Source organism: Paenibacillus rhizoplanae, from assembly GCF_042684125.1.
Classification (GTDB): domain Bacteria; phylum Bacillota; class Bacilli; order Paenibacillales; family Paenibacillaceae; genus Paenibacillus_AQ; species Paenibacillus_AQ rhizoplanae.
This window is the reverse complement of record NZ_JBHUKY010000008.1, coordinates 76,131-94,381: the sequence shown is the minus strand read 5'-3', so window position 1 is coordinate 94,381 and position 18,251 is coordinate 76,131. Positions and strand designations below refer to the sequence as shown.

Here is an 18,251-nt window from a genome sequence, read left to right as displayed (position 1 = left end):
ATCAATTCTTATCTACTCAACTTTCGCAGCCTGAAATCGGCAAGTACGCCTTGATGAATCTCACTTTACCAAATGAAGCGGTGTTTTTCTATGTTGGCAAGATCGTTACTTAAACCAGCTTCACCTTAACACCGGCTTGGGGTCAACTCAATTTTGACTCTGCGAAAGTTGAGTTCTGATAAATTAAATCTTTACATAGTTACGTAGGTGTTTTGCTGTATATGATTTTGATACATTTAGTAGATCAGCAGGATACCCTTGAAAAATGACCTTTCCTCCTAAAGATCCACCACCTAAACCCATATCAATGATCCATTGTGCTTGGCTAATAATGGACAGGTTGTGCTCTAAGACAATCAAGGTTCTATCTTTGTCTAATAATTTGTTAAATAGTGCAATTAGATTATCGATATCTGCTTCGTGAAGTCCTGTGCTTGGTTCATCCAGGATCAATAATTTTCCAGTATTTTGATTTATTGTTTTTGCAATTTTTAACCGTTGTAGCTCGCCACCTGAGAAAGTATCTAAACTTTGTCCTAATTTAATGTAGCTAAGATTTACGTCTATGAGATCGTTAATAACTTGTTTTAATTGATTATCTGTAAATAACTCTTTTGCTTCGCCAACGGTTAATTGAAGAACATCGTATATATTCATTCCCCGCCATTTAACGGATAGAGCCTCATCATTATATCTTTTACCATTACACTTTTCGCAAGCTTGTTGAACGTCTCCCATGTAGGCTAAATCTAATTTAATATACCCTTTCCCTTTACAAACTGAGCAGGCCCCTGTTCCATTAAAACTAAAGAGTGAGTTATTGTTGTGAGAGTGTTTAGCAAACACGTCTCTTATATTATCGAAAACATTAAGATAGGTGAGCACATTTGACCGATTACTTCCACGTATAGGACTTTGATCAAGAATTTTAGCATCCGGATACTTTTTTATGAAAAGATAGCGAATCAAAGTACTCTTTCCAGATCCAGCAACGCCAGTTACAACGGTTAATGTATTCTTTGGTATTTTTACGGATGCATTTATAACGTTGTGGAGACTAACATGATCTAATGTGTAATAGGAATTAAAGGTCTGCTTTTCTTCATTTATTGAATGAGTTTCAGAAAGTGCATTTCCAGTCATCGTGTCAGATTGCAGTAATTCCTCAAATGATCCTTCAAATGTGATCTTGCCGCCTTTAGCTCCCGCACCTTCACCTACATTGATAATATGATCAGCAATTTTGATAATATCTGGATCATGGTCTACTAAGACAATCGTATTTCCTTTATTCTTCAAACCTTTGATAATTTCATTAATTCCAGAAATGTCCTCTGGATGAAGTCCTACACTTGGCTCATCAAAAATATATAATATATCGGAAAGAGCACTATTTAAGTGTTTCGTCATCTTTATTCGCTGAGATTCACCACCAGAAAGTGTATTTGTTGATCGATTGAGAGATACATAATTTAGCCCAACAGTTTGTAAGCTCTCCAGCTTTTTTCTCAAATCATCTAAGATGACCTCTATGATAGGGTTATCAATGGATTCAATGAATGCCAATAGTTCAGAGGCAGGAATGGTGACACAATCAGCAATGGACTTTCCATTGATTTTTGCTGATTTTACAGTTTCATTAACTCTTGTTCCATGGCATTTAGGGCAAACTTGTACTTCAAGGATATCTTCTAACTCCGATGTATACTTAGCATCCTCTTTTTCTACAAAGCTCTTTGTTATTCTTGGGATAACACCGATATAAGTCGAAGTTTTTGGCCATTTACTCGTTGGATTATGTGGTGTGCTGCCTGTATCATACAAAAGAAGATTTAATTCCTGTTGCATGTAGTCGGATATCTTTTTATCATTATCAAAATTTCCTGTCTCAGTATATCTGGTAAGTCTCCATCCTCCTGGTTGAAAGGTAGGGAAGTTTATCGCCCCTTCATTTAGCGATTTATCAAAATCGATTAGTAGCTTTATATTGATTTGTTTTGTTTCTCCTAAACCATTGCATATTGGACACATTCCTTGAGGATTATTAAAAGAGTAGACCATTGAATATCCGATAAATGGCTCGGCAATCCTTGAAAACAATAACCTGAGACTAGTATAAATATCAGTGATTGTACCTACAGTAGACCGAGCATTACCGCCAATTTTCCTCTGATCAATAACTATAGAGACTGGTAAATTTCTAATCTCGTCTACAATTGGCAGATTATAGCGAGGTAGCAGCTGCTGAATGTAACTAGAATATGTTTCGTTTAGGAGTCGTTGTGATTCTGCAGCTAAAGTATCAAAAGCGAGAGAAGATTTACCCGATCCTGAGACACCAGTTATAACAGTGATCTTATGCTTAGGAATATTGATGGATACATTTTTAAGATTGTTCGTCTTAGCTCCTTTTATAGAAATGAAATCATTCATGAACTCTCATCCTATCTGATCTGAGGGCATTGGATAGTTTGTTTACTAGTTTTGCAAATTGCGTCTGCTCTTCTTCTGTAAATAGCTTACTAGCAACTGCCGAAAGTTGATTATGTCCTATCTCAATACCATTCAATAGTTCATGTCCATCATCGGTTAATAATGTTAGTAATTCTCTTCCATCTTTTCCACTCGGTTTCTGCGAAATATAACCCATCAGTTTGAGTACCTTTAGAGCTTTCGATAATTTCGTCCGACTAATTCCTAAAGTAGTACTCATTTCAGAGGGAAGCTGCCATTTTTGTTGAGATAATAGATGTAAAATGTCATATTGAAGCCAACTGATTTCTTTCGGATTTACTCTATTTCTTTCCGCTACCAACTCACATTGTAAATCTCTAAGTACATCATCTATCGAATTCATAAGTTTCACCCCGGATATAATTTCTGTTTAGAAATTATATAATAGTAGTACTAATATCACAAGACCTAATTCAAAGAACTGTCCAGAAAATCCACTTTATAAACACGCTGAACTTTCCGGATTTCTTAAATTGTATTTTCTTTGAACCAGCATCTCAATACCATTTATGATCATTGCAACTCCAACATATGAACCCAAAAAATGAGCAGGCTGCGATAGCCTGCTCAACAATGTGTGTTATTTCAGTTGGTCGCACTTCCATGATACCCAAACAAGCAAGGTGTTTTTTGTCAATAAGTATATAGATAATAAATTCTCATTACAGCCCCAAGGGATTCAATTGATATCTATGGTGCGAAAGTTGAGTTATCTACCCTAAGGAGAGCCTTCCCTGAACTTGGCCGGAGTGACTCCATGGTAATTCCGAAAGGTCTGGATAAAATAGGTCGAGCTTCTGTAGCCCAGCTTCTTATAGATATCGACGATCTTCATATTCGTTGTATTCAGCAGCTCAACGGCTTTATCCATTCTCACCTGCGTGATGTAACGGATGAGACTCTGGCCCGTCTCCTTTTTGAACAAATAGCTTAGATAACTTGGGGTCAAATAGACCCTCTCCGCGATGCCTTCCAAAGAGAGATCCTGATCGTATTCCTTGTCGATTACATCTGTAATGGTCCGGATCAGCTTAAGATTGGCGGCCTTCTTGGGGCTCGCTCCGCTGACGGATTCCATGAGGGACAGGATCGCAAACATATGATCCTTCAGATCCTGAAGAGAAACGGTCTTATGAATTTGCTCCAGGTAATGATTCATCTCCGCAGTCTCACGGTTTTTCTCGCGCGTCACCACCTTTTTCATAATTTCCGAACAGATAAACTTGGTGTACAGGGACGAGAATTGCCCCTTGGTTCTCAGGTAGGTAAACAGCAGCTCTATACTGTATTTCGCACCGGTAAAATCGTTATACTCCAGACACTGGTAGACCTTATCCAGAATCGGATTCAATTCGATCTCGTCAAAGCCCGCTTGCTCAAAGGGTTCATCGGCAAATAGAAGGGTATACTCATCCATGAAAAATTTGAATTCCAGCATCTGCTCCATCTCGGTATAAGCATCATATAGCTGTGCCGGCTGATTCACCGCTCTCCCAATCACCAGACCCACATTCAGCTCCAGGCTCCCGGCGGTGGCGCGGATGATCTGGTCTCCAAGCATCCGCAGCGTCTCTTTGGGGATGGGGCGGGGGTGCTTGATGAACAGCATACTTTGATGCTCGCTCAAGTTGACATAATCGAAGGCGTAGCTGAGGTTATCGTGTAACAGCCTAATGAATTCATCATTGTGAATATCAAAAAACTTCCGGCGGCAATCCACCAGAATCATATGCAGCCAATGCTTGTGTTGGACATATTCCAGCAGTTCCGGGGACATCCATGCCTCCGTATTTATTTTCACGCCGTTTAGGGAGTCCAGCAGCATTTTTTCCTTCTCGTACAGAAGTCCCCGGTTATAACCCTCCACCAGTTGTTCGTTCCGCATTTTCTCTGCCGCTTTGTCTTCACAGGCCTGGATCGCCTCGCTCACCACACTGAGAAACTCCGGGATATGAACCGGCTTCAGCAAATAATTCGATATGTTGGTCCGCAAGGCTCTTCTTGCATATTCAAACTCATGGTAAGCGCTGAAAATGATCATTTCGATATCCAGGCCCAGGCTGCTGACCTTCTCCGATAATTCCAGCCCGTCCATAAAGGGCATCTTGATATCCGTAATCAGAATATCAATCTTGTGCTTCTGCAGGATCTCCAGCGCAATCTCGCCATTCGCCGCAAGGAGTGTCTCCAGCTCCAGATGGTGCTCCTGTATCAATTGCTGAATGCCCTCTCTCTCAATGCGTTCGTCATCCACAATCAGAATACGGTACACAGCGCACGCCTCCCTTTTTTAACAAAAAAAAGGGCTCCTCTATAAAAGATTCAGCCCTTCTTATGCCCGCCGGAATTTATGTGGTTCTGAATGCAACCGTGCCTGCATTGGCACTGTGGCACAACTGAATAGCTTGTTCTGCCGTACCCGCTTCGCTTCCCCATTGCAGCATATACCGGAATTCGTAGAATCCCCCGAGGGTCGCCTTGAAGTTCGTCTCCCAGTAATTGGTCAGCACCCAGGCATATAACGAGGTATGGCTATTCTCTTCCTGCTGGCCCTGCACGAGCCTCGGGCCATATTCCAAAGGTCCGGTCTGCATCAGCGGTGTATCCGGGGTGGCAATGGACAGCCCGCCTTGAGGGGATATGACCGCAAGCCCTTCCTGAATACAATAGAAATCCGTACAGGTGCCCGGGATCTGATCTACTCCCGGCCTCAGGACAGCCCCGGCCTTCTCGAACCACAGCTCACTGCTGCCGCCTGCATGAAAGGGGAGGGCGACGTACACATTCTCCGGGTCCCACACACTATCCTTGTGGATACGGACGGAGACATCGACTCTCTTCCGGTCCTTGAACACCTTCAGGAATAACGAATAGTGGCTCATTCCTTGAACCTGATACTTCAATTCAATAATGCCGTACACCGGCCCGTTCGTTATTTCCTTCACGCCTGAGAGGACACCCTCCGAACGCTGAACATTCATGCCTTTGCGGTTCCTGCCCATGATTCTCCGCACGGTCATCTGGTCGTCACCGCCGCCGGGGGTCACTTCATACACCGGTGTGAAGGCTCCGTGCGTCTGGCGGGGATCAATGAATTCCTGGCCGGTTTGCTTATCGATCCAGGAGACGATGCCTTCTCCGGCTCTCCACGCAATACGTACATAAGGCGATTCAATATGATTCTCCGTGATGAATAGCCGGGGGCTCTCCTCCTGCACAGGAGGGAAGATATCCCGGATATCATGAATCCGGTCGGCTCCCCGCAAACGGGTGCTGCTTGTCGTCACCGGGACGGTCTTCGAGGCTTCCCGGATACGGAACCGCTTCTCTTCCTTCGCGCCCAGCTTGACCAAGACGGCAATCTGGTATCCTCTGCTTACCTTCTCCTGCTGATGGTGGACCACTTCTCCGCTCTGCTCATCGACCACCTCAAGCCCCTGCCGGAAATAATCCGCTTCCCATTGCTCCTCCAGATAGAAATGAGCCAGATCCTCTACGGGGTAATCGAAGGAATTGATCACTTTATAGGTGAATGCCCGGTCTGCCCGCAGCAGCACATCGCCCCGCGCCTTCAGTACCGCATCCAGCGAGGCATGAACTAGTCTGCTGGCATTGGCGGCATACGCCTCTTTGCGGACGGCCAGCTCCTGCACCATGATGTGCCAGGGCTCCGAGATGGAGGAGTGATATCCCCAGGTATGCTCGGCATACATCATTAACTGCTGCTCTGCTTGGGCAATATCGCTTGAAACCGCGAACTTACGCTCCTGGTCCAGCCGCTTGACAACGTCCAGGGTCCGCTGGGCATTCCTGAAGATCTGGGTGTGCATCGCGGTTGAAGCCACGCCATCGGACCACCAGTCCGGCCAGTCACCGCTATAGACAGGAATCTCGGCCTCCTGCTGCCGCAACAGCTCGAAGTACCGGTTAAGCGTTGTCATTTCAATCTCTACACGGTCCCCGTGCTTCTGATTCCATTCCTTGATGAAGGTCATGATTCCGGGATTCGGCGCCGAGTTATCCCGCAGCAGCCCCATGACATTCACCAATACGAAATCGTAGGGATACTGCTCCTTCTCCAGCTGATCCAGATAGCGGGCAATCCGGGTCTCGGCCAGCTTCCAGTGATCTTTAGAGATCCCCCATACCGGATCTTCGTCTTTGATGGTATAAGACAACGCCCCGTCCGGATTGATCCCCAGATCATTCCCCATCATGTAATGCTCACCGCTCCATACCAGCAGGCGGTTGCCTTTGGGTGTCTCCCAATAAAAAGGGAACTGCTTGCGCCCGATGGCAAACATTCCATGATGCGTGTGGATAGAAGACAGCAGATTCTCGACTCCTGCGTCTGCCAGAGCCTGTGCATAACCCCAGCTGTATCCGTTAATATCCGCGGTCATCGCCGACTTCACCTGAAGCCCCAGCGGCCGGGCGAATTGCCCTGCCCGTGCAAGCATACTGCCCAGCAGCTCGAAATTAATCAGCTCCGTCATATTCAAGTAGGTGCCCGATAACTCGATATCCCCGCGTCTGAGCGCGGCTGCAAATTGTTCCTTCTCTGCTTCCGTGGCTTCCTCCAGAAACTTCTCCACGGCCCAGAAGGTTTCGCAGGTCCATTTGAAGCCCGCCCATTCCTTACGCTCTTCCGTCTGAGCCGCCTCGCAGATCGCAATGGCCTGCCTGATAAAGTCCACGTGATATTGCTCAATCTTCTCTTGCCGCTCGGTGTAGCCAATATCCGTATGAGAATGATGAATCACATAAATCGTCCATTTCTTCTTGTTGTTCATGTTTGATTCTCCAATCAATTTGGCATTTTATTTTTACAGTATTATTATATCCAGCAGGCCAAATGGAAGGATATCCTACTTTTTTTTGAATCATATCAGATTTTTGAGGCTTGAGTGATATCAGGCAGTCCCCACACTTCAAGCTCATAGATCCGCGCCTGAAAATCATTCTGGGCCGGATAAGTAATATATAGTCTGATGTATCTGAACGAACAGCCGTCAGTCTCATGCGCGGTTAAGACCGACTCATTATTCCGTACAGCCGCTATCTGCTCCCATTGCTCTGTGTCGTTGCTGCCCTGAAGCTCATAATTCATCGTGATATAGCCGGGGGCAGGCGAATGCCTGATCACAAATCTCAGAAGATCTCTGCGCTTCAGCAGATCCAACAGCAGCCAATGGACAGGCTGGGCGGTGTCCGAATGCCAGGAATCCGTGACCCAATTCTCCCGCCTGCCATTCACCGCCTGGCTGGCATGACAGACGGTCTCCGGGTCAAGGCTGTACTCACTATCCGCCGATACTTCAGCACAAGCCGCATAATTCGTCCAAGCCTGTGCGGCATTGTGAGATTCCTGCTCCTTATGATGATGGGCGAGCAGCTTACTGAGCAGAGAGAACAGTTCCGTATCCAGTTGTCTAATCTCCTCTGTAAGCTGAAGAATTCTATCCGGCAGCATCAGCTTCCGTCTCAGCGTATCCGCATGGAGACTGGAGATCAGATGGTATCTGAATTTGATATATTGATCCCGGAATCCGCCGAATATCTGCCCCCATTCTTCATGAGCGGATAACCAGGGCAGCGCCTTCTCAAAAATATCAAACATGATGATCGCCGAGCCGTGATAACTCCTGCGCATGGTTTCAAATTCAACCGCTACGGCATTTGCGTCATTGAGTCCCTCCATACGAGAGACATTGTCGTTGAACCGTTCCACGGCCTCTATTAAATGACTGGAACGGTTCTTATAACACTCCAGGAAATCCTCAACCAGCTCCAGATAGCTGTGAACCTCCGGTTCGCCTATTTTCGCTACGCTGAACAGCTTGTTATAACAATAATTCCTGATCTCCTTAAAAGAAGCATTGGATTTATTCCAGATATCCGCTATCATCTCCTCGGTCAGCTGCAGCTTGAAAAAAGGCTCCCCCTTCATCACATTCAAGGTTACCTCCTTGTTCAGCTGATTCTCCCGGATCACGATCAGTCGTCTGGCTGAATCATATTCTGTAATTAACACGGCATGATCGTCAACGACCGTCCCGTATTGGCTCAAAAAAAACAGATCGTTATAGTTGGCAATCAACACGACCGGGCACTGCTGATCAATGTTCATGCGAATCGCAGACAGCAGCCCAACAGCATCCAGGACCTCAGTCACCTTAAGGGTCAAGCCGAGCTTGTTAAGAATGCTGCGTCTGGAGGCCACCCAGTCCCCGTCCGCTGCCTCTCCCCAATTCATCATGACGGCATACAGGAAGGTATAGTAGAAATAATTCTCATACTGATGAAAGCCCGCAGCACCCGCCATAGGCAAATCCACACAATTGGAGTGCATGGTCCGGTAGCCCTCGCTGAAATAGTCCATCTCCAGGGCTACTAGCATACAAGATCCTGTGAATCAATATATTCTCTCCACTTCTGAAGACTGTACAGTTTATCTATATCGAGAAATTCCGGGCTTACCTCTATTGAGAAATGCTCTTCCAGGACCACCGCAAAATGAATAAACAACAAAGAATCCATGCCATAACTTCGCAAGTCCGCGTCCATATCTGCATTCTTCAAGCGGGGAGGACCGCCGGGCAATTGAGCGAGTAGCATACGCAGCTTCTGTTCTCGGTCATCCAACATTCACTACCTCCCCGTCCGGTCTATCTTCCAGGGTAGGCTGCCCGGCATGCTTGTTCCTGGCCATCTCATAGATGGCGTTCATAGTTGCCACTCGTTCATAGGATTCGGATAAAGGGATATTCTCTTTGGTGCCTTCAAGAACCTCAGCCAAGAACCGGAGCTGGTTCACATAGTAATTTTGCGGAGAGTACACAAGCTTGTCAGTTGTTCCCTCTTCCGTATGTTCAACCTGAATGATGATCTTGTAATCCCCATAGCAAGGCTTGAAAAAGCCGCTGATCCTTACCCTTGCCCGCTCAAACTCCAGCCAGTGGGTGGCATTGTTCGGCATTTCAAAGGAACCCAGGAACTCTGCCTCGACTCCCCCCTCATATTTCAGCGCCGCATGAAAGGTCCAGTCGCATTGATTGATGCCTGAGAAGGTCGAGAATCCGTCCAGTGTCTGCGGCTTCAAGCCGATGACCTTTTGGATAAACTGCAGCCAATACGAGCATTCGTCAATGAAGCAGCCGCCGCCGTATTCCGGCTTGAACCGGTAATTATCCGCGCTGTAGTTGCTTTGCAGAATTTCAAAGGAGATCCGGGTTTTGATCTTCTTGAGTTTGCCGTAGGTTTCCGCTGCAATCATGTCCGTTATATCCTGCTGCCACGAATGATGCTGGACCATTAGCGCTTCCAGGACATGCACACCCTGCTCCTTCGCCCGTTCATTGATGAGCAGCACCTCATCGGCATGCAAGGCCATCGGTTTTTCAATCAAGACATGCTTGCCAGCCTCAATCGCCCTCAGCGTCCATTCCTTATGCAGGAAATTGGATAACGGAATATAGACCACATCAATGTCCGCCGACGCCAGCAGCTGATCGTAGCTTTCAAAAACATGCGGAATCTGATGCTTCAGCGCATAGGCTGTAGACCGGTCCAAATCACGCGACGCTACACCATACGTTACAAATTGATCAAGCTCCCTGACCGGATTAATGATCGAGAACGGAGCGATTGTGGAGCAGCCCAAAATTCCAATCCGATATGGCTTCTGAGTATTCATATCCTTACCTCCTGTGATTCCGGATATCTAGCCGCCTGAGCTGTTGTAATTACGAATCGCTTTGGACCAGATCCATCTCGTGATTCCCAGCAGTAGAATGGGAGACAGAATGGCCCAGAGGAAGAGGCCCGGATGTAACCGGTCCAGCACGAATAAGGGTGAGAAGTTAGTAATCAATAGAACAGGGACAACAAATACCCCTATACGCTGAATCCATTTGGAGTAGATCATCATTGGCATGTTATTCAGCTCGAACAGGCCGTTGGAGATGTCATTGACAGCAGCAATCTGAATGAACCAGAACGATAATAACTGCGGGATCAGGAACAGGGTGTAGGTCACGAACAGCCCCAGCACGAGGAAGAAGATGAACCCGCCTATTGAAGCGGCATCGGCCGGAAGCCCCAGTCTTCTCCAGCCCACCACAATCATGGTCACGCCGCCCAGCACATTCGGAATCGCCAGGCCAAAGTCAACATTCCGTAACGTCATCATAAATTGCAGGGAAATCGGCTTCGTTAACAAAAGATCGAGTGACCCCGTTCTTACATGCTCCGGGATCTGCACGAAGTTGATAGCAAACAGTCCCCAATATAACCCCGTCATCAAGGTATAAGTGCCAATAAACAGCAATATCGCATCAATGGGCACGCCATCCAGCGTTAAGCCTGCCTCATAGACAATAATCACATACAGGAACTTGGCGAACAGATAGGAGGTCTCCACCAGCAGGCCCATCAGGAAATTCACCCGATACTCCATTTGGGACATCAGGGAATTTTTGATGAACAAGCTGTATATGAAACCGTACTTCCGGAGTGATCTAAGCATCGGGTTCCCTTAACCCCCTACGGCAATATATTTCTTGATCGCCACTGTCCAGATATAACGCGTAAGCAACAGAAGGAGTCCAATCCATAACAGTTGCAGCTCTATCACATGCAGCGCCTGAAGCAGGGTTAGCTTGCCATTGATTACATTCACCGGCATGTAGATCGTATACTTGAATGGCAGGTAGTCGAAGACAGCCAGCCATGTCGCTCCAAAAATATCGAGCGGGAAAATCCCGCCGCTAAAAATCTGAATCAATAACGCTGTAACATGAAAAAAATAAGAAACATCGGTTAACCAGAACGCAATCGCACTGACCGAGAAGGAGATCATGAAATTAAGCACCACCGCCAGTATAAGCACGACACCAAAAACCAGGATACGCGATACGCTGATTGGCGCCTTGAAGTAATAAACCATGAACAGTACCACGCCCAGCAGCATGATTAACGTAAGGGCAAACGAGAGGACCTTCCCGCCAAGGTAGACACATATTTTATAAGGAAAATAACCGATCGGCCGCACCAGATATTTATTGAGCCCCCCGCTCTTGATATCATGGTTAATGTCATATTCCAGACCCGTAGCCACCAGCCGTGAGATCAGGGCAGCTACGATGGTATAGACGATCATCTGGCGGTAGGTATAGCCATATAAGTTCATGTTGGAGGCATGGCTATAGACCGCCTTCCACAGGAAGAGCTGGATGAAGATCGGGAAAAAGAGACTGGCAAAACCCATAAAAAAGTTGAAGCGGTATTCCATGGAGTTCTGGATTCCCAGCGAGAAGCTGACGGCAAATTTATTGTTCATCCCTGCGGCTCCGGCTGTTCATATAAACGTGCAATGGCTTCCTCCAGCGGAATGTCCTCCAGATTCAGATCAATGACGGGAAAGTGATCCATGGCCATTCTGGAATACTCCTTGAACTTCGTACGCTCCACTTCGAGAATGACCTCATGTCCGCTATATTCTTTGATAGAACCCATAACGGCCAGATCCTTCCGCTCGACGATGGCCGAGAAGGTCAGCTTCATCCGTTTTTTCTCATTCATGACCTCGTTGATCTTGCGGATCTCCCCGTCATACACCAGCTTGCCCTGATTGATCACGATAGTCCGCTTACACAGGTCTTCAATATCCTTCATATAGTGGCTCGTAAGCAGCAGCGTTGTGCGGAATTCATGATTATAAGCCTTGAGGAACTCGCGGATGTTCTTCTGTGACACCAGATCCAGGCCAATCGTCGGCTCATCCAGAAAAATAATCCGGGGCCGGTGCAGCAACGCAGCGATCAGCTCCATCTTCATCCGCTCACCCAGGGACAGCCTTCGGACCTGTACATGCAGCAGGTGCTTCACATCCATCAGCGTCACTAACTCGTCAAGTGTATCCTTATACTTCTGATCGCTGATTTCATAAATACATTTGTTCAGATACAGGGAATCGCTTGCCGGCAAATCCAGCCATAGCTGGTTTTTCTGGCCCATAACAATGGAAAATTGCTTCTTGAAGTCATTTTTCCTGTCCCAGGGCGTGTAGCCCAGCACCTCCGCACTGCCGCCGCTCGGATACAGGATGCCGGAGAGCATTTTCAAAGTAGTGGTTTTGCCTGCTCCGTTCGGACCCAGAAACGCAACCATCTCGCCTTCGTTAATATCGAACGAGACCTTGTTCACAGCATCCTTGGTTAATTTCTCCCTATGGAACAGATTCTTGACCGAGTTTCTGATTCCCGTTTCTTTTTTGTAGTAGTCAAAGGACTTGCTTAATTGATCCACATGAATGACCATACCGGCATCCCTACTTTGCAATGGTTATCAATCTGATGAACGGACTGTACCTCCTGATATGCTCCGGCTGCAGACAAAATATATTCTGTGCCTGCACTTCCGCAGCGCTATCCAGCTCAACAAGCTCCTCTGCCGCCAGTTGAAAGAGCTGATACTGATATCCCTTCAAAAACCGGAACAGGTCACTGATCGAATTTCCGAACCGTAAAGCCAGAACCTCTGTCGCTTCCAGCATGAGCAGGGGCTTCTCATGATGCTGCTGCAAATACTGTTCCATTCCCTTGAATGCTTTTAATTCGCCGCCTTCAATGTCGGCTTTGATCAGGTCAATATGGCTGATCTGCTGCTGCTCAATGTACGTATCCAGCGTCTGCACCCGGCAACGGTAGGTCTCATGCTGTAAGGCCGGGTCAATGATTAACGCAGCATCCTCCGATCCGCTTCGTACAGGCAGATAGATCTCTGCTTCCCCGTTATAGTCAGACAGCGCAACCTGATTGAGAATTACATTCTGCAGGTTGTTTAATTGGATGTTTCTTGACAGTTCAGCGAAGGTGGGGCTTACCGGCTCGAAGCTATGAACTCTGCCGCTCTGCCCTACCGCTTGTGCGAATAGCGTGGAATACCACCCATAATTCGCCCCGATATCCAATACTTCAAATCCTTCACGGATCAGTACGGACAATAACCGGCTCTCTTCGCGCTCCACAAATCCATCCCGCATGAGAAAACCAAGACTGTTCAAGTGCCCGGTATCCCACACAAACCGTCTCCCGTCCGTCAGCCTGATCCGGGTCTCAGCTTGATGAATTTCAATCTGCTCCACCTGCTCTTTAAGCGCCCGTCTAAGCAATTGGACCGCCTCGACCCTCTTCTCCCAGAACATCCGCTGGATCTGCTCGTACCTGGTTTCTTCCGGCATCATCGGCCTCCTGTTGCATAGGAATGTAAATAAGCCAGCTCATCCTCCGCAAGCTGCTTCAGCTGCTTCACGGTAGCCGTTACCCCTCTGTCCACGCTTATAGTCATCTTCATAAAGCTCACTTCAAGCTTCCTCCAGGCTGATCCGAGGTGAGCAACATCCATCGTACTGCAGGTGCCGAAATGCCTTAACCGCGATAGAGCAATCGTGCGGATGCAGCCAAACCGTTGTTTGAACACAGGGTTATCCATTAAATTCTCCGGCCCCCTATAAGCTCCAACATCCATGATCCGTTCCGCAATTTGGGCAAAGGTACTGGTGAGTAACTCTTCATAGGGCTGTGTAGTTAAGTAAGGCCGGATAGCGTTCAGGTCAGGATTTAGGCTGAGGGGCGGGCTAATTTCCATAACCGGTTCACTGAAGGTGCGCCATGCCTGCTCCACGCAAGTTCTGTCTGCCAATAGGCTTGTTGCGAAATAAGGATCTGTAACTCTCAGGCTCTGATCGTCTGCCGCTTCAGCCAGCACATAATGCAGCATATGGCCCTTCCCGTAGAATTCCTTCATGTAAGGCACATAATAGGCATCCACCGGCAGCAGATACATCTCTCCGCGATCCACCGAGTCTAAACGGCAAGGCTTCCCTTCAACCCCATAGGCGTGCCGGATGAAGCTGAACAGTTCATTCACCGGCACCGTACTGTCGAACCAGTCATAGCCTGCATAATAATTAATGGAGAAATTATACCTGTACAGCGGATTCGGATCAGCATGATGAACAGACAGCCACAATGTAACCGCATTCAACAAACAATCATAAGGACCAAAGGGAACCGTCCAATCCAGCAGTTTGCGGCTCACAGCGGAATTCTTCGTGATAGCCTCCATTCTTATTTTCCGTGAAGATACAGCAGAATGCATTTGGAGCATACCGGCATCAGGCCGCATTTCAGGGTTTCCCGGACCCTTTCGAAATTATCGCCGTCCCAAATATCTTTAAGATCCTGATCCCCCAGATTCCCCAGGGAGAACTCCGGAAATAATTTGCAGGCACTGACTTCACCGTCAGCCAGCACATCCAGTCTGGTGCGGATCGACAAGCATTGCGTTTTATTCTGGGCAGGCTTCTCTGAACCGAGTACAAAGTCCCGTACCTCATGTAGTTCAAGCGCTGGCTGATACCGTGTTCTTAAGTTCCAGGTTCGCTGGTTAATCTTCTCCATCTGCGCAAGCAGCGAATCGATCCTGTCTGGCGAAATTTTATATTTAAACGAATGCCAGCTGTTGCGGTGCCCTTCCTCCAGGTCATCCGCCAGCCACTTGAAATGCTCGTTGAAATAGCGGTCCATATTATTCGATACCTCATCCGGCAAATACCACGGGAAAGTAATATACACCGAGTCAATTCCCTTATTCTCAAAAAACTCCACAAAATCATACAGCTTATCAATCATGACATCGCTGATCGTCAGATGGATGGAGATTTTCCCCTGGTAGATGCCCTCCTTCTCCAGCTCCAGCAGCTTATCAATGCCCGCCATCACCTTCTTGAAGGTACCCTTTCCCCGGATCGCATCATTCTCTGCTTCGAAGCCTTCCAGGCTGATCAGACAGACCAGACTTTTGGACATTTTGAGGATGGAATCCAGCTTCTCGATGATTTGAATACCGTTGGTACATAACACCGTCCATCTGGGGTCCTGCTCCAGCAGGTCGGCCAGCTCATTGAACCGGCTGTAATACAGAGGTTCTCCTCCCCAAAGGAACATATTGGCGTTCGTTTCTTTGGTTTGCCGGAACACTTTTTCAATCACAGCGAAATCAAGCTCTTCCCGTTGCTCGGCTCTGCCCAAATCCCGGTGATACCCCTCAGCGTTCCATTCAAAGCAATGCTTGCAGCGCAGATTACAGCCATTGGTTAATTTAAGCCCGACCTCGACCGGAAGATTCGTGGAATACGCAGGATTGAGATGAACCTGCTTATGCGTGACCGACATATGCTTAATGGTTTTTTTCAGGCGCTCAAAGGAATCCCGGTCCAGAACTACGGATGTTTGCGGCTGTCTCATCAAAACACCTCCCGTAATGTAATACTTGAGTTTTATAGCTTCTCAGGTTCTCACTGCATGTCTCCAGCACCTCAAGCGGACAACCCATACTCATCCAGCGCTCATACCTTATGCCAAAACCCAGCCGCTCCCATAGCTCCGCATTGCAGGCTTCATGCTCACCCAGCGGCTCCAGGAAAATAACCGGCGTGAAGGATTCCAGCGAATCCAGCAGGGTCCCTCCCCCCGGCTTGCTGATAATCGCCTTCGAGTTACAGATCAGCTGATAGAAGCTATGCTTCACCCTGGTATCCTCGTTAAAGGAATTATTAATCACTTCACCGAACGGCGGCAGGGTATATTCATGCTCTTCGTTCTTCATCCAGGGCGACCAGCCCGGCTTCACCATGTAATAACGGTGGCCGGCTCCATAAGCCTGATCATCCGCCAGCCTATGAATGACGATATTCAAATCCAGGGAGTGATTCAGCTCTGCTGCCGTCTCCTTGTAGGTCCCCATTCCCCAGCCGCCGCCATGGACAACGAACCAGTGGTCACGTTCCTTATAGTCCTTCGGGGCAGCATGACCCATGGAAATACTGTAATTCACCCGCCCAGCCGCCCCGTCAAAAAACCAGACATCGTTCACCGTAAACAGATCATTCCGGATATTGTTGGAATACAGCTTCCACGATGGAGATATGACCGCATCCATATGAATTAGCTCGACATGCACATCCTTGCGGTAACTCTTCGCGTACTCTTCCAGAACGGGCATCCAGAATCCCGAGAAAACCATAAACACCCTCCGGTTCTCTTCCGCCCACTTGCCTAAAAGCCGGGTTACCAGCTGCGGGTCCAGATTCGGTGTGATATCCCTGATCATTCTGTGACCCAGCTTGGCTACTTCAAATCTCGTAGAGAAAACCTTTTTATTTTCGGTTAATTTCAGTCTCGTTTCGGGCGTATACAGGCTCTCCAGCACTTCCAGATCGGCCTCATATGACCTGCTTAGCTCGTCACGTAACAGGACTGCGGGCGTATAGACTCCCAATGCGACAGATGAGCATAAAATGGTAATCATTTGTCAGCTCCCTTTTTTTACGATCAAGACTGGTCAGTTATAAACCTTAATGGTTAGAGACTTCAAGACGTCCTTCACCCGCTGGATTAGCGTGAATGCTTCACTGACATCAGAGGCATAGGGAGCAGCTACATAAAGCTTCCCCTTCTTCCATTCAGACTCCGCGTCAGCAAATGCGGTATTGCCGGAGCCGAACAGCGTGTTTGCACCCAGCGGTATAATTCCTTGCCTGTTCTCTTGCGTAAACAACAATCCGCCTGCTCTTAGAACCTCCAGAACCTGCAGCATGGTCACTTCCGCAGCGCAGCCTGCCGGGATAAAGGTCAAAAAGCTGAACAAGGAATACTGCCGGACATATTGATTGATATGATGATTAATCAGCCCCATGGATTTTCTGGCATTAATCTCAACGATGGGCACCAATTCACCGCTTGCCAGCAGCATGGAATCTATACATACCTCGCCGTGATAGCCTGTCTCGAACAGGTCCTTGCAGGCTTCTTCCATGATGCTGAAATAATTGTTTTTCCAGAGCATCTCAATGAACCCGGGATCGGCGGGATAAGAGCCTGAATAGGAGAAGGATTCGTTTACCATTTGTTGAACAGAGATGTACTGCACATCCCCCTGCTCTGTAATGAACAGCTGACAGGAGAAATCCTCCTTTTTATCAAGCAGGGGTTCGATAATGAACTGTGTTTGTTTGCCCCTACTCTCTTGCTCTAGCAGATAGGCGGCAATTCTCTTCAGCATTCTCTCGCTTGAAATTAACATATTGCCTTTGCCTGAGACACCCAGCGGGTCCTTCACCAGCACTTGTCCGGTCCGTAGCAGCAGAAGGCCATAGGTCAGCAGTTCCTCAGCACTTTCCGCTATCGAGGAACTATTGCGAATGCCCAATCTTTGTCTTAGTTCATGAGAATAGGTCTTTGAATTCACTGCTCGAACTGTATCTAAGGAGGGAAAATGATTACCAAAACTGAACCTGCGCACTACCTCATTGGCATCAGAAAGAATAGAATAGGGAGAGATTATAGCATCTTGCGGGAGTAGCTGCTGGTAGTAGCCTGCATCAGCCATTAGAAGATCAAACACATGCAGCCTGTAGTCATCCGCATGAACGGGATTTCTGCAATGAATAGGGGTGAAGGTATAGCCGAGCAGCGATAAATAGCTTCTAAGATGCTCGTCCATGGGCTGCCGGGTGAACAGAATGTCCTGCTCCTTACATAACGGAAACAACAATTCATCCATGCCCATCGTCACAGCTTGGCTGCTGTTCATAGAAGGAAGCATAGATCCATGCGGACTCCGCCACCACGCTTCAGAATCAAAGGTGCCTAGAACCACGGTTGACTTCATCC

Annotated in this window: 15 protein-coding genes; all 15 read right to left on the bottom strand. The window is 47.5% G+C overall.

Going from position 1 to position 18,251, the window contains the following annotated elements:
* Nucleotides 1-183: 183 nt before the first annotated feature.
* Nucleotides 184-2,433 carry an ATP-binding cassette domain-containing protein gene (locus ACFSX3_RS02530; RefSeq protein ID WP_209991081.1) on the bottom strand — a complete coding sequence of 750 codons (2,250 nt, stop codon included), beginning with the start codon at nucleotides 2,431-2,433 and terminating at the stop codon, nucleotides 184-186.
* The gene (locus tag ACFSX3_RS02525) at nucleotides 2,426-2,857 is read right to left on the bottom strand and encodes a MarR family winged helix-turn-helix transcriptional regulator (protein WP_209991083.1); all 432 of its coding nucleotides are present in this window, start codon (nucleotides 2,855-2,857) and stop codon (nucleotides 2,426-2,428) included. Before ACFSX3_RS02525 ends, ACFSX3_RS02530 begins: the two co-directional genes overlap by 8 nt.
* Before the next feature lie 375 nt (nucleotides 2,858-3,232).
* On the bottom strand, nucleotides 3,233-4,786 hold the full coding sequence (locus tag ACFSX3_RS02520) for a response regulator (RefSeq protein ID WP_209991085.1): 1,554 nt from the start codon (nucleotides 4,784-4,786) through the stop codon (nucleotides 3,233-3,235).
* Between the two features lie 76 nt (nucleotides 4,787-4,862).
* Nucleotides 4,863-7,307 carry a glycoside hydrolase family 38 N-terminal domain-containing protein gene (locus ACFSX3_RS02515; RefSeq protein ID WP_209991087.1) on the bottom strand — a complete coding sequence of 815 codons (2,445 nt, stop codon included), beginning with the start codon at nucleotides 7,305-7,307 and terminating at the stop codon, nucleotides 4,863-4,865.
* A gap of 95 nt (nucleotides 7,308-7,402) precedes the next feature.
* Nucleotides 7,403-8,914 (bottom strand): discoidin domain-containing protein, encoded by a 1,512-nt coding sequence (locus tag ACFSX3_RS02510; RefSeq protein WP_209991089.1) that lies wholly within the window; start codon nucleotides 8,912-8,914, stop codon nucleotides 7,403-7,405.
* Nucleotides 8,908-9,162 (bottom strand): acyl carrier protein, encoded by a 255-nt coding sequence (locus ACFSX3_RS02505; protein WP_209991091.1) that lies wholly within the window; start codon nucleotides 9,160-9,162, stop codon nucleotides 8,908-8,910. Before ACFSX3_RS02505 ends, ACFSX3_RS02510 begins: the two co-directional genes overlap by 7 nt.
* Nucleotides 9,152-10,210: a Gfo/Idh/MocA family protein gene (locus ACFSX3_RS02500; RefSeq protein WP_209991093.1), complete on the bottom strand. Its 1,059-nt coding sequence runs from the start codon at nucleotides 10,208-10,210 to the stop codon at nucleotides 9,152-9,154. Before ACFSX3_RS02500 ends, ACFSX3_RS02505 begins: the two co-directional genes overlap by 11 nt.
* 27 nt (nucleotides 10,211-10,237) lie before the next feature.
* The gene (locus ACFSX3_RS02495; protein ID WP_209991095.1) at nucleotides 10,238-11,041 is read right to left on the bottom strand and encodes an ABC transporter permease; all 804 of its coding nucleotides are present in this window, start codon (nucleotides 11,039-11,041) and stop codon (nucleotides 10,238-10,240) included.
* Nucleotides 11,042-11,050: 9 nt separating this feature from the next.
* Complete coding sequence (locus tag ACFSX3_RS02490) at nucleotides 11,051-11,854, bottom strand: ABC transporter permease (protein ID WP_209991096.1); 804 nt, start codon at nucleotides 11,852-11,854, stop codon at nucleotides 11,051-11,053.
* Complete coding sequence (locus tag ACFSX3_RS02485; RefSeq protein WP_209991229.1) at nucleotides 11,851-12,834, bottom strand: ABC transporter ATP-binding protein; 984 nt, start codon at nucleotides 12,832-12,834, stop codon at nucleotides 11,851-11,853. Before ACFSX3_RS02485 ends, ACFSX3_RS02490 begins: the two co-directional genes overlap by 4 nt.
* Before the next feature lie 10 nt (nucleotides 12,835-12,844).
* The gene (locus ACFSX3_RS02480; RefSeq protein WP_209991099.1) at nucleotides 12,845-13,759 is read right to left on the bottom strand and encodes an FkbM family methyltransferase; all 915 of its coding nucleotides are present in this window, start codon (nucleotides 13,757-13,759) and stop codon (nucleotides 12,845-12,847) included.
* Nucleotides 13,756-14,616, bottom strand: a complete 861-nt coding sequence (locus ACFSX3_RS02475) for a hypothetical protein (protein ID WP_209991101.1) — start codon at nucleotides 14,614-14,616, stop codon at nucleotides 13,756-13,758. Before ACFSX3_RS02475 ends, ACFSX3_RS02480 begins: the two co-directional genes overlap by 4 nt.
* Nucleotides 14,617-14,645: 29 nt before the next feature.
* The gene (locus ACFSX3_RS02470; RefSeq protein ID WP_209991103.1) at nucleotides 14,646-15,824 is read right to left on the bottom strand and encodes a radical SAM protein; all 1,179 of its coding nucleotides are present in this window, start codon (nucleotides 15,822-15,824) and stop codon (nucleotides 14,646-14,648) included.
* Nucleotides 15,778-16,887 carry a hypothetical protein gene (locus tag ACFSX3_RS02465; RefSeq protein ID WP_209991105.1) on the bottom strand — a complete coding sequence of 370 codons (1,110 nt, stop codon included), beginning with the start codon at nucleotides 16,885-16,887 and terminating at the stop codon, nucleotides 15,778-15,780. Before ACFSX3_RS02465 ends, ACFSX3_RS02470 begins: the two co-directional genes overlap by 47 nt.
* A 33-nt stretch (nucleotides 16,888-16,920) precedes the next feature.
* Nucleotides 16,921-18,249 carry a hypothetical protein gene (locus tag ACFSX3_RS02460; RefSeq protein ID WP_209991106.1) on the bottom strand — a complete coding sequence of 443 codons (1,329 nt, stop codon included), beginning with the start codon at nucleotides 18,247-18,249 and terminating at the stop codon, nucleotides 16,921-16,923.
* Nucleotides 18,250-18,251: the final 2 nt, after the last annotated feature.